Annotated in this window: 10 protein-coding genes; 6 read left to right on the forward strand and 4 right to left on the reverse strand. The window is 65.8% G+C overall.

What is annotated here, in order from left to right:
- Positions 1–337: 337 nt before the first annotated feature.
- A complete protein-coding gene (locus SPI01S_RS04040; protein WP_066718485.1) occupies positions 338–3196 on the forward strand; it encodes a TonB-dependent receptor plug domain-containing protein in 2859 nt (952 codons plus the stop codon).
- Between the two features lie 171 nt (positions 3197–3367).
- Here the strand turns inward: SPI01S_RS04040 and ahcY are convergent, their stop codons facing one another.
- Positions 3368–4828, reverse strand: coding sequence for an adenosylhomocysteinase (gene ahcY / locus SPI01S_RS04045; protein ID WP_373278298.1), 1461 nt, complete (start codon positions 4826–4828; stop codon positions 3368–3370).
- Between the two features lie 76 nt (positions 4829–4904).
- On the reverse strand, positions 4905–5465 hold the full coding sequence (locus SPI01S_RS04050) for a YqgE/AlgH family protein (protein WP_066718959.1): 561 nt from the start codon (positions 5463–5465) through the stop codon (positions 4905–4907).
- Between the two features lie 114 nt (positions 5466–5579).
- Here SPI01S_RS04050 and SPI01S_RS04055 point away from each other — a divergent pair, with 114 nt between their 5' ends.
- Positions 5580–6062, forward strand: a complete 483-nt coding sequence (locus tag SPI01S_RS04055) for a peroxiredoxin (protein WP_066718487.1) — start codon at positions 5580–5582, stop codon at positions 6060–6062.
- A gap of 79 nt (positions 6063–6141) precedes the next feature.
- Positions 6142–7578 carry an AMP nucleosidase gene (locus tag SPI01S_RS04060; protein ID WP_066718491.1) on the forward strand — a complete coding sequence of 479 codons (1437 nt, stop codon included), beginning with the start codon at positions 6142–6144 and terminating at the stop codon, positions 7576–7578.
- Positions 7579–7611: 33 nt separating this feature from the next.
- On the opposite strand, the gene SPI01S_RS04065 is transcribed toward SPI01S_RS04060, so the two are convergent.
- A complete protein-coding gene (locus tag SPI01S_RS04065) occupies positions 7612–8133 on the reverse strand; it encodes a GNAT family N-acetyltransferase (protein ID WP_306305015.1) in 522 nt (173 codons plus the stop codon).
- Positions 8134–8219: 86 nt separating this feature from the next.
- Positions 8220–9446 carry a GGDEF domain-containing protein gene (locus tag SPI01S_RS04070; protein WP_066718493.1) on the reverse strand — a complete coding sequence of 409 codons (1227 nt, stop codon included), beginning with the start codon at positions 9444–9446 and terminating at the stop codon, positions 8220–8222.
- 222 nt (positions 9447–9668) lie between these two features.
- Between SPI01S_RS04070 and rimO the strand changes: the two genes are divergently transcribed.
- From rimO to SPI01S_RS04085, 3 genes are read left to right on the forward strand one after another with little or no spacing between them, the layout of a single operon-like run.
- On the forward strand, positions 9669–11000 hold the full coding sequence (rimO, locus tag SPI01S_RS04075; protein ID WP_066718494.1) for a 30S ribosomal protein S12 methylthiotransferase RimO: 1332 nt from the start codon (positions 9669–9671) through the stop codon (positions 10998–11000).
- Positions 11001–11060: 60 nt separating this feature from the next.
- Positions 11061–12461, forward strand: a complete 1401-nt coding sequence (locus tag SPI01S_RS04080; RefSeq protein WP_066718495.1) for a serine hydrolase domain-containing protein — start codon at positions 11061–11063, stop codon at positions 12459–12461.
- Entirely contained in the window at positions 12458–13099 is a 642-nt protein-coding gene (locus SPI01S_RS04085; protein ID WP_066718498.1) for a hypothetical protein, read from the forward strand. The genes SPI01S_RS04080 and SPI01S_RS04085 overlap by 4 nt, the downstream gene beginning before the upstream one ends.
- Positions 13100–13114 lie beyond the last annotated feature (15 nt).

A 13114-nucleotide genomic window follows, 5' to 3' on the forward strand; every position in this document is an offset into this window, starting at 1 on the left:
GGCCTGCCGCGAAAAGCATTTTGGGAGGCATCCCGTTCAGAGCCCCTCCCGAAGATCCAAATCCATCCCGGACACGCTCAAGACATTTTACAGAAAGATTCATCGAAAACCGGCAATAATTCACAATTTAGAAGTTGTTGCGATTTTGCTACACAGATTTGGAGAATGACATGAATGCCTAACAAGCCGTAGCGCACGACATCTTCAGACCTTACTCCGCTGCGGCGCAAGCCAGCGCAGCGCCGCTGGCTCAAGTATTTTCAGTACGAGTAGGACGTTTTCCATGTATCTTTTGCGTCGCCATCATCTATTGGCCAGCACACTGCTTGGGAGCGCGTTGATCGCGATCCCGGTAGCGTCGGCACAGACCGCCGCGGATCAGACGGCGGGCACTCAGGACCAGCCCTCGGAAATCGTCGTGACCGGTTCGCGCATCGCGTCGCCGGCCGCCGCCTCGGCTTCGCCGCTGCAGGTGATCAGCGCCGAACAGATCGAGCAGCAGGGCGCGATCAACGTCCAGGAAGTGCTGCTGCAGAACCCGGCGTTCGGCACCCCCGGCATCAGCCGCACCAATTCCAGCTTCGCCACCCAGGGTGCTGGCGCGGCAACGGTGAACCTGCGCAACCTGGGCGAAGACCGCACGCTGGTGCTGGTCAACGGCCGCCGCTTCGTATCGGGCCAGCCGGGCAGCCAGGCCGTCGACCTGAACGTCATCCCCACCGGTTTCGTCCAGAGCATCGACACGCTGACCGGCGGCGCCTCGGCCGTCTATGGTTCGGACGCCGTCGCCGGCGTGGTGAACATCGTCTACAAGAAGAACTTCGAAGGCCTGCAGGCCGACGCGCAGCTGGGCATCACCCAGCGCGGCGACGGCTTCGATCAGCAGTACAGCCTGCTTGGCGGCAAGAACTTCGCCGATGGCCGCGGCAACGTCATGCTGTTCGGCAGCTACTCGAAGCAGGGCACGGTGCTGAAGCGCGACCGCTCGACCGAAGCCGGTTCGAGCGCGGTCGATTCGACGAGCAACGACATCTACCCGAATGACCCTGCGCGCCCGTTCCTGTCCGGCTACACGCCGGGCGGCCGCATCTACGCGGGTGACCAGATCTTCAGCTACAACACCGGTTCGCTGGTCAACTGCACCGACATCAGCTGCGGTGGCTTCAACCGTTCGGACTTTCGCTACCTTGCGGTGCCGGTGGAGCGCTACGTCGCGGCCGGTCGCGGCAACTTCGAGTTCTCGTCGGCCGCCAACCTCTGGATCGAAGGCAACTACGCCAAGACCAAGGTAAGCACGGTTATCGAGCCCTTCCCGCTCAGCTCGGATCTGGTGAACATCGCCAGCGGCGGCCAGGTTCCGATTGAAACGATCGTCGGCGGCACCCGCTACAGCAACCCGTTCGTCCCGACCGCGATCTTCAACGCCGCGACCGACACGGACGGCGACGGCCTGCGCGACATCTACTTCGATCGTCGCCTCGCCGACTTCGGCAATCGCACATCGTCGGCTGACCGTGACCTGTTCCGCATTGCCGGCGGCCTGAACGGCTCGTTCGGCGGCGATCGCTTCAGCTACGAAGTGTACGGCATCTACGGCCAGAGCAAGGAGCACCAGACCGGCTCGGGCCAGTTCGACAGCACCAAGTTCTCCCAGGCGCTGAACGCCTATACCGATCCGGCGACCGGGCAGATCGTCTGCGCCGACCCGGCCGCGCGGGCGGCGGGCTGCATCCCCGCCAACATCTACGGCGTCGGCACGCTGGCCTCGGCGGCTTCCTACATCGAGGCCCCGACCACGCTGGACGCGAAGGTCACCCAGACGGTGTTTGGTGGCAACGTCACCGGCAAGCTGTTCTCGATCTTCGACGCCGATCCGGTCGCGATCAACATCGGCACCGAGTATCGCCGTGAGACCAGCAGCAACACGTTCGACCTGCTCACCCAGCAGGGCCTGAACGGCAACAACGCGCTGCCGTCGACCTCGGGCAGCTTCCATGTCTGGGAAGGCTTTGGTGAAGCGATCGTGCCGCTGCTGCAGGATCGTCCGTTCTTCCACAGCCTCAACGTCCGCGGCGCGATCCGCGTGTCCGACTATTCGACGGTCGGCACCACGGTCAGCTATAACTATGGTGGCGACTGGGCGCCGGTGGAGGACATCCGCTTCCGCGTGATCGCCGCGCGTTCGGTGCGCGCGCCGAACATCAACGAGCTGTTCCAGCCGGCGCAGCAGGACTTCCCGAGCGGCCTGCAGGATCCCTGCCTGGGCGTGACGGCAACCACCGGCGGCACGCTGGGCACCCAGTGCCGTGCAGCGGCCGGTGTCGCCGCGAACATCGCCGCCAACGGCGCGTTCGCGGTCAGCCAGGCGGACAAGCAGGGCATCACCAGCTTCGGTGGCGGCAACCTGGGTCTGCAGGAAGAAAGGGGCGACTCGTTCACCGCCGGCGTGGTGATCAACCCGCGCTCGGTGCGTGCGCTGCGCAACCTGGTCGTGACGGTCGACTACTTCAACATCCGCATCAAGGATGCGATCATCTTCACGCCGCTCCAGTACACCCTGTCGCAATGCTACAATGGCGGCGTGCAGGCCTATTGCTCGCAGATCGTCCGCCGTGCGGCCGCGGTCGGCGCGAACAGCGTGGGCTCGATCGACGAGGTCAACACCACCTTCCGCAACAGCGGTGGCCAGAAGACCTCGGGCATCGACACGACCGTGACGTGGAACCAGAACCTGTCCAATTGGGGCCTCGCGGGCGATTTCGGCCTTCGCGGCTCGTACACCCACCTGTTCACCGGCTACACCGTTCCGGTGCCGGGCGCCGAGCGCGACTATTTCGCCGGCGAGATCGGCGCGCCGCGTGACAAGTTCACGATCAACGGCACGTACAGCGTGAAGGGCATTGGTCTGGCCGTCACGGGCACGTGGCTCAGCCAGTCGAGCATCGACGACCAGCTGACCGGCGAACGTCCGGGTTCGGATCCGGCGGTGCGCGTGCGTCCGCAGTTCTACCTGGATTCGCAGCTGCGCTTCCGGGTGAACCGCCAGTACGAGTTCTTCGTCGGCGGCGACAACCTGCTCGACAACAAGCCGCCCTACATCGCCGACATCGGCGCGTCGGCCGGTCAGGACACCGATGCGGGCACCTATGACGCAATCGGCCGCCGCTTCTATGCGGGCGTCCGTCTCGCCTTCTGAGCCGCAAATTTCGATCGACCTGCGAAGGGGGCCGGCAACGGCCCCCTTTTTTTGTCCCCGTCGGGCGGACCGCCGCGCCCGCGCCAGACGCTGACGCACGCACCCTTCGCCATACGAAAAGGGCCGCGCTCCCTTCGGAGCGCGGCCCTTGTTGCTTCGATCCGGAGAGGATCAGTAGCGATAGTGATCCGGCTTGAACGGCCCTGCGACCGGCACGCCGATGTACGACGCCTGCTTCTCGCTCAGCTGCGACAGGTGCACGCCCAGCTTCTCGAGGTGGAGCGCGGCGACCTTCTCGTCGAGGTGCTTCGGGAGCACGTAGACTTCGTTCTTGTAGTTCTCGCCCTTGGTCCACAGCTCGATCTGCGCCAGCGTCTGGTTGGTGAAGCTGGCCGACATCACGAAGCTCGGGTGGCCGGTGGCGCAGCCCAGGTTCACCAGGCGACCCTTGGCGAGCACGATGATCTGCTTGCCGTCCGGGAATTCGACGAGGTCGGTGCCCGGCTTCACTTCGGTCCACTTGTAGTTCGACAGCGCGGCGATCTGGATCTCGCTGTCGAAGTGGCCGATGTTGCAGACGATCGACATCGGCTTCATCGCCTTCATGTGATCGGCGGTGATCACATCGGCATTGCCGGTCGCGGTCACGAAGATGTCGGCGCGCTGCACGGCCTCGTCCATCGTGACGACCTCGAAGCCCTCCATCGCCGCCTGCAGCGCGCAGATCGGATCGATTTCGGTGACCATCACGCGCGCGCCGCCGTTGCGCAGCGACTGGGCCGAGCCCTTGCCCACGTCACCGAAGCCGGCGACCACGGCGACCTTGCCGGCGAGCATCACGTCGGTGGCGCGACGGATCGCGTCGACCAGCGATTCCTTGCAGCCATAGAGGTTGTCGAACTTCGACTTGGTGACGCTGTCGTTGACGTTGATCGCCGGGAACGGCAGCTCGCCCTTCTTGGCGATCTCGTACAGGCGGTGCACGCCGGTGGTGGTCTCTTCCGAGACGCCCTTCAGGTTCTTGACCGTCTCGGTCAGGTAACCCGGATACTTGGCGATGAACGCCTTCAGCGCGCGCTGGAACTCGACTTCCTCGTCGTTCTCCGGCTCGCCCAGCGTCGCGCCGGCTTCGAGCTTGGCGCCCCACAGCGCGAACATGGTCGCGTCGCCGCCGTCGTCGAGGATGATGTTGGCGGTGGTGCCGTCACCATCGGCGCCCCAGTTGAAGATGTCGCCGACATAGTCCCAATATTCGGCCAGGCTCTCGCCCTTCACGGCGAACACGGGCACGCCGGTCGCGGCGATCGCGGCGGCGGCGTGGTCCTGCGTCGAGAAGATGTTGCAGGTCGCCCAGCGAACCTGCGCGCCGAGCGCGGTCAGCGTCTCGATCAGCACGGCGGTCTGGATCGTCATGTGCAGCGAACCGGTGATGCGCGCGCCCTTCAGCGGCTGCGATGCACCGAATTCCTTGCGAAGCGCCATCAGGCCGGGCATCTCGGTCTCGGCGATGTTGATTTCGGCGCGGCCGAAATCGGCGAGGGCGATGTCCTTGATGACATAGTCGTTGGTAGCCACAGGCTGCTTCTCCAGTTCAAGCAAAATGCAGGCGCACCGGGAATCCACCGGCCGCATGGTTGCGCCCCTAGCCGCTTCGGATCAGGCGCGCAATGTTAATATAAAGATATCTTTATATGCCACTCCGGCAGATTCAAGCGGTGCCGGTACTGTTTGCCAACAGCCGCGGGTCGATGCCTGCGCCGACGAACCCCTCGGCCCAGCGCTCATAGACGTCGGTGTCGTAGAGCAGCCCGATATCGGCCGGCGTATTGAACCAGCCGTGGCAGGTCAGTTCCGTTTCCAGCTGCCCCTCGCCCCAGCCGGCATAGCCGAGCGCGACCAGCCAGCGGCTTGGCCCCCGCCCTTCGGCGATGGCCCGCAGCACGTCCATCGTGCCGGAGAGCTGCCATCGCCCCGCTACGTCGATCGTGTCCTGCCCGCTCCAGTCTGCGGAGTGCAGCACGAAGCCGCGGCGCGGCTCGACAGGTCCGCCGAAATGCACGGGCACGTCAGGGACGTCGCCCGGATCGATCTCGAACTGCTCCAGCAGATCGTGAAGCCCGAGCCCCTCGATCGTGGCGCCGATGCCGATGCCGAGCGCGCCCTCCGTGTCGTGGGCACAGATAGCGATCACCGCGCGTTCGAAGCGCGGGTCGCCGATCCCCGGCATGGCCAGCAGGAACTGGCCAGTAAGTGAAGGCGCCGAATCCATGATCCCCACCATATCGTTCGCACCCTCTACGGGCCACGCTTGAATTTGTTGCGTGGGATGCGATGGAAGCCGCGCGGCCATGCGGCCGCGGGATTCGTACAAGGAGAGAGCAGCATGACGATCCAGACCGGCGATCGCATCCCCGACGCCACGCTCGTCAAGGTCACCGCCGAGGGCCCGGACCAGATCGACGCCCCCGCCTATTTCGCCGGCCGCAAGGTTGCGCTGTTCTCGGTGCCGGGTGCCTTTACCCCCACCTGCTCGGCCAAGCACCTGCCGGGGTTCGTGCAGAAGGCCGACGAGATCAAGGCCAAGGGCGTCGACGAGATCGCCTGCACCGCGGTCAACGACTTCTTCGTCATGAAGGCCTGGGGCGACGCCAACGGCGTTTCGGACAAGGTGACGATGCTCGCCGACGGCAATGGCGGCTTTGTCGAGGCACTGGGCCTCACCCTGGACGGCTCGGCCTTCGGCCTAGGCACGCGCGGCCAGCGCTTCGCGATGATCGTCAATGACGGCGTCGTCGAGCAGCTGTTCGTCGAGGCGCCGGGTGCATTCGAAGTCAGCTCGGCGGAATATGTGCTGAGCAAGCTCTGATTCGAGTGCCCCCGCTGCATGCGGGGGCATTTCGATCCACCGACTTGCCAGAGTCATCTTCCGCGCTTAGCGATGGAAGATGACTCAAGCCTCCGATATCGTCGCCGATCTGGATCGGCTCTATCGCGCCTCGGTCGAACGACTCCAGCAGGCGCTCAACCGCTACATCACCGATGGCACCACGCCGGATCCCGAGACACGGACCGACGGCAGCTTCGCCTATCCGGAGCTGCGCGTCACCTATCGTGGCGGCGTGAACAAGCCCATCCCGCGCCGCTCGTTCGGCCGCCTTGTGGAAGCGGGCGACTACCGCATCACCGTCACGCGCCCGGCGATGTTTGCCGACTATCTTACCGAGCAGCTGACCTTCCTGATCGAGGATTACGACGTCGAGGTGCACGCGGTCACCGGGCGTCAGGAAATCCCCTTCCCCTATGTGCTCGATCCCAACACGATCCTGAGCCTGGATGACATTTCCGCGACCGAGCTCGGCCGGCACTTCCCGGCGACCGAGCTGTCGCACATCGGCGACGAGATTGCCGACGGCATCTGGCTGAGCCAGGACGAGACGCGACCGCTGGCGCTGTTCGATGCGCTGCGCACCGATTTCTCGCTGGCGCGGCTGAAGCACTATACCGGCACGCCGGTGGAGCATTTCCAGCAGTACATCCTGTTCACCAACTATCACCGCTATGTCGACGAGTTCGTTCGCTGGGCCTGCGCGCAGCTGGGGCCGGACAGCCGCTTCACCGGCGTCTCGGGCGCGGGCGGGATCGTGATCGAGGATGCGGCGGACGCCGACCGGCTGGTCAGCGACGGTGCGTGGCGACGGCACCAGATGCCGGCCTATCACCTGATGGCCGAGGGCCGCACCGGCATCACGCTGGTCAATATCGGCGTCGGCCCGTCCAACGCGAAGACGATCACCGATCACCTCGCGGTCATTCGCCCCGAGGCATGGTTGATGATCGGCCATTGCGGCGGCCTGCGCCCGAGCCAGCGGATCGGCGACTATGTGCTTGCCCATGCCTATCTGCGTGACGACCATATCATGGACGACGTGCTGCCGCCGGAGATCCCCATCCCCGCCATCGCCGAGGTCCAGCAGGCGCTCGCCCGCGCGGCGGAGACCGTGTCCGGCCAGTCGGGCGACGAGCTCAAGCAGCGCCTGCGCACCGGCACAATCGTCACCACCGACGATCGCAACTGGGAGCTGCGCTACTCGCAGTCGGCGCTGCGCTTCTCGCTGAGCCGCGCGGTGGGCGTCGACATGGAATCGGCGACGCTGGCGGCGCAGGGCTATCGCTTCCGCGTGCCCTATGGGACGCTGCTCTGCGTTTCGGACAAGCCGCTCCACGGCGAGCTCAAGCTGCCCGGCCAGGCCAACCGCTTCTATGAGCGCGCCATCGCCGAGCATCTGAAGATCGGCATCGAAGCCTGCGAGGAGCTGCGCCGCGAGGGCGCCAAGCTCCACAGCCGCAAGCTGCGGGCGTTCAACGAACCGCCGTTCCGGTGATCGAGGGGCGGCCCCGGGCCGGGGCCGCCCTCCTCAGAACTGTACTTCGAGCAGCACGACGCTCGGATCGCCCTCGACCTCGCGGGCGACGAAACCCATCTCGCGCTCCAGCTCGATCGCCAGATGGTTCTCGCGGCTCTCGATCGACTGCAGCCGCTTCACGCCGCGGGCCTTGGCCTCGGCGGTGAGGTAGTTGAGCAGGCTCCAGCCCACCCCCTGCCCCTTGCGGTCGGCGCGGATCGAGATTGCCACTTCGGCCGTCTCCATCGCGTCGTCGCACGCCAGCATTGCCGAGCCGACCAGCTGACCGCCCTCGGCCGTGAAGGCAAGATAGCTCTCGGTCTGCTGGTGATCGACGTCGATCAGCGCCGCCGCCTGGTGCGGCTGGAGATGCGGGCTGGCGGTGAAGAAGCGGAAGCGACGATCCTCGTTCGAGACATGGTCGAAAAAGTCCTTGAGCAGCGCCTCGTCGTCCGGACGCACGGTGCGCACGTCGATGATGAGCCCGGAGCGGGTCGGCAGCTGGACAGGCTCTGCGGTGGTCGCGGTCATCATGGTATCTCCCGGGATTTGCTGGCGGCGCGATACGCCGATCAGAGTTGGTGACGTATCCGTAAACGTCGCAGGGATCACGGCCGGAGTCAGGCCGGAGCGATCGCTGCCGTGGCGCCGCGGCCCTCACCACGCCGCGACTCGCGTGAAACGACGCGGTTCCGCCCGCCTTGCTTCGCCGCATATAACGCAGTGTCGGCCTCCGTCACCAGCCGATGCCAGTCGGCCTCCGCGCCCGTCGCCTCGGCATGCCCGATGCTGATCGTGCAGCGCAGGACCGTATCGCCGTCGATCGCCACCTGCAGGTCCGCCACCGCTGCCCGCAGCTTTTCTGCAAGCGCCGCGGCGGTAGCAGCGCGGGCGGGAACGACCAGAAATTCCTCCCCGCCGATCCGCCCCACCAGATCGCTATCGGACGCCGCCCCGGCCAGGGCGTGCGCGACCGCGGCCAGCACGGCGTCCCCCGCCGCGTGTCCCCAGCTGTCGTTGACCTTCTTGAAGTGGTCGACGTCGATCATCAGCACGGCCAGCGCACGGTGCTGCCGCGCTGCCTGGGCGAGCCGCGCCTCCCCCTGCTCCCACACGACGCGGCGATTGGCGAGCCCGGTCAGCGCATCGCGCGAGGCATAGCGCAGCAGTTCGGCATCGAGCTGGCGGGCGAGCATCCACAGGAAGCAGGGCGTTATCGCGCAGGTGAGGACGAGCCTGGTGGTGAGCCCGAACGCCGTCGTGGGATCGAACGTGACCTCGGCAGCGGGGTTGAACAGCCACCACAATATTCGGCTCAGCAGCATCAATGCCCAGAGGGCGTGGATGACCGCGGCCAGCCGCGCGACCGGGCGCCGGGACTCGTCGGCGCACCGCCACAGCGCCATGGCGGCCGCCATGGTCAGAATCCCCCGCACCGCGCAGCCCAGCCCCACCATCACGCGCATGTTCTCGAAATGCGAAAGGACATAGCCGGCCTCGATCAGCGCCAGCAGCGCCGCGGGAATCAGCACCCAAAGGTCGGAACGCGGCCGCTTGAGGTAGAGGACAATCGCGACGAAGTTCAGGGCAGCACCGGCATCGATCAGGAGATTGCCGAAAAGGCCCAGGCCCGGCACCTGGATATCGAAGGCCGGCAGCATCAACACCGCGAACCCGGCAGCAAAGCTCAGATAGGCGGCGCACCAGCACAACAAGCTGCGCGGCGGCACCAGGCGCGGCTGGATCCAATAAGCGAGAAGAAAGGCAAAGCTGGAAAGAAGCGATAGCAACGCATTGATGAAAATGAGTGTTCCGCCGTGCAAGAGTATTCCGATCAACTGCATCATCAATGACATCCATACGCGACACCGTCACGCTTTAGCGCGCACATATGGAAACGGAATTAAGCAGGCGAGCCGATTCAACGTTGCGAAAAGCAACCGATGAAGTTTCCAACTCCGAAACATCGCGGGTGATTTCCGGAAGACACCAAATTCGGCGTCGTTCTGCGACGGGACAGCGGCAGCGCTGGTAATTCGGGCCGGGGCCCCCTATGTGCGCGACCAATCATGGCAACGCGACTCCCCGAAGCCCCCAAGGTGGGCATGGTGTCGCTCGGCTGTCCCAAGAATCTGGTCGACTCCGAGCGTATCCTCACGAAGCTCCGTTCGGACGGCTATGCGCTGTCCCCGGATTATGCCGGCGCGGACGTCGTGCTGGTGAATACCTGCGGCTTCCTCGACAGCGCCAAGGAAGAATCGCTCGAGGCGATCGGCGAGGCGATCGCCGAGAATGGCCGCGTGATCGTCACCGGCTGCATGGGCAAGGAAGCCGAGGTCATCCGCGCCCGCTTCCCGAACGTGCTCGCGGTCACCGGCGCGCATCAATATGAGGAAGTGGTCGGCGCGGTGCACAAGGCGGCGCCGATGCCGCCCTCGCCCTTCGTCAACCTGGTGCCGGACAGCGGGCTGAAGCTCACCCCGCGCCACTACAGCTATCTGAAGATCTCGGAAGGCTGCAACCATCGCTGCAGCTTCTGCATCATCCCGTCGCTGCGCGGTGACCTGGTCAGCCGCCGGCCGGACGCGATCCTGCGCGAGGCGGAGAAGCTGGTCGCCGCGGGCACCAAGGAACTGCTGGTCATCAGCCAGGATACCTCGGCCTACGGCATCGACATCCGCAAGGAGCCGCGCGCCTGGAAGGGCCGCGAGGTCGTGCCGCACATGACCGATCTCGCCCGCGAGCTCGGCCAGATCGCGCCCTGGGTGCGGCTGCACTATGTCTACCCCTACCCGCATGTCGACCAGGTGATCCCGCTGATGGCGGAGGGGCTCGTGCTCCCCTATCTCGACATCCCGTTCCAGCACGCCGCGCCCAATGTGCTGCGCGCGATGAAGCGCCCGGCCAACGAAGCCAAGGTGCTGGAGCGGCTGCGCGGCTGGCGCGAAATCGCCCCGGACATCACGATCCGCTCAACCTTCGTCGTCGGCTTCCCCGGCGAGACCGAGGAAGACTTCCAGTATCTGCTCGACTGGCTCGACGAAGCCCAGCTCGACCGGGTCGGCGCGTTCCGCTTCGAGCCGGTCGAAGGCGCTTCGGCCAACACCCTGCCCGGCGCGGTGCCGGAGGAAGTCAAGGAAGAGCGCTACGCCCGGATCATGGAGAAGACCGCCGCGATCAGCGCCGCCAAGCTCCAGGCAAAGGTCGGCCGCAAGCTCGAGGTGATCATCGATGCAGTGGATGCCGAAGGCGGCGCCACCGGCCGCAGCCAAGCCGATGCGCCCGAGATCGACGGCGAAGTCTTCCTGCGCGACGCCGGGCATCTGGAGCAGGGCGACATCGTGCCGGTGCTGATCGAGGATGCGGACGAGCACGATCTCTACGGCGTACCGATGGGCTGATCGTCGTTGGCAGGGTGCGCGGGCGGCGCTAAGCGTCGGGCACCATCTCCTGGAGGCCCGATGTTCCGTTCCGCCCTTGCCGCCACCCTGCTGATCGCCACCCCCGCCGCCGCGCAGCAGTTGACGGCGGAACAGACTGCCAAGGTCGATGCCATCGTCGCCGAGGCGCTGAAGAGCAGCGGCGTGCCCTCCGCCTCGGTGGCGATCGTTCGCGACGGCAAGATCGTCTTCACCAAGGCGTATGGCGACCAGGGCCCCGGCATCGCCAAGGGCCCGGACGCGGCCGCCAAATACCAGATCGCCTCGGTCTCGAAGCAGTTCACGGCGGCAGCGATCCTGCTGCTGGAGAACGAAGGCAAGCTGAGCCTCGACGACAAGGTCTCGAAATGGGTGCCGGACGTCACCGATGCCGACAAGATCACCATCCGCCAGCTGCTGAGCCACACCGCCGGCCTGCAGGACTATTGGCCGCAGGACTATAGCTTCAAGGCGATGGAGACGGCGGTGACGCCGCAGCAGATCGTCGATCGCTGGGCGAAGAAGCCGCTCGATTTCGCCCCCGGCACCGCCTGGCAATATTCGAACACCGGCTATGTCGTCGCCGGCATGATCATCGAGAAGGCATCGGGCAGGAAGCTGCTCGATTATCTGGAAGCAAAGATCTTCAAGCCGTTGGGCATGAAGGCGATCGACCAGGACAAGGCGATCGGCAAGGGCTTCCCGCAGGGCACACACCGCTATGCGCTCGGACCTGTCCGCCCTGCCAAGCCCGCCGCCGATGGCTGGCTGTGGGCAGCCGGCGAGCTGGCGATGAGCGCCGCCGATCTCGCCAAGTGGGATATCGCCCGTATCGACCGCAAGGTGCTGACGCCAGACGACTGGGCGGTGCAGGAAACCGAGGTGAAGCTCGCCGACGGTTCCCCCACCCATTACGGCCTTGGCGTTTCGCTGGGCGAGCATGGCGGCAAGAAGGAAGTCTCGCATGGCGGCGAGGCGGTCGGCTTCCTGTCGAGCAACGTCGTCATCCCCGACGAGCGCTTCGCCGTCGTCTCGCTAGTCAGCGCCGATTTCGGCGGCGCACATGACGCAATCGCGCAGAGCATCACCGATCTGCTGCTGCCAGCGCCCAAACAGGCGGCCGCCCTCACCCTCGACCAGCAGCGCGACGCGCTCGCGCGGAAGCTGTTCGACCAGCTCCGCGCCGGTACGCCCGATCGCAGCCTGATGACCGAGGACGCCAATTATTTCTTCGATGCCACCGCGCTGGGCGATTATCGCGCCAGCCTTGCCCCGCTCGGCGAGCCGCTGGCGTTCGAGCCTCTGGGCAAGGCGCGGCTGCGCGGCGGCTTCGTCAACCGCAATTACCGGATCCGCTACCAGGGACGCCAGCTGATCGCGGTGACCTATGCCGAGCCCGGCGCCGACGGCAAGTTCGAGCAGTTCCTGGTGATGCCGCGATGAGTGACGAAGCCGACAGCCGCGCCAAGGAACGCGCCGAAGCCGCAAAGGTGCGGCGTCGCTGGGTCACGCTCGGCGAAGTCCTGGGCGTCGCCGCCGTGCTGATCTCCGGCCTGACGCTCTGGAACAACTGGAGCGATCGGCAGGAAACCAAGGCAGAACAGGCGGCGACGGAGCAGCGTGCGTCGGCAAAGGCCGCGAAGCTGGTGCTGGTGGCGACCGGTGGCGGCAAGCAGACGCTCACGCTCAAGCCCGCCGCATCCGAGCAGTCGGTGCAAAGCCAGACGATCCTGTTTCCGAGCGCACTGGGCGTTTCGCCCGCCGCTACCACGGGAGAGCCACGCATCGAAGGCGCCTGGTTCGACCATGCATTGGTCAAGGCGCGCGAAGCTGCCGGCATGCCCGACAATAGCCGCGGCGACGAACGGATGCCGGTGGTGATCATCACCCAGTTCCTCGCAGATGGCAGCCCGCACGAGGATGTAGCGCTGTACGACGTGGGCTACACGATCTCGGGCAAGTTCCTCGCCGGCCACAGCATCGGCCTGCGCGGCATCTCGCTCGTCGCGAAGGTGCAGCGCGCCCAGGCACAGGCGAAGCTCGACGCGCGGTGGAAGACGCGGCTGCCCGCGGCCAAGTGACCGCGCCGGCCAAGG

The sequence above is a fragment of the Sphingomonas pituitosa NBRC 102491 genome (assembly GCF_001598435.1).
Classification (GTDB): Bacteria; Pseudomonadota; Alphaproteobacteria; order Sphingomonadales; family Sphingomonadaceae; genus Sphingomonas; species Sphingomonas pituitosa.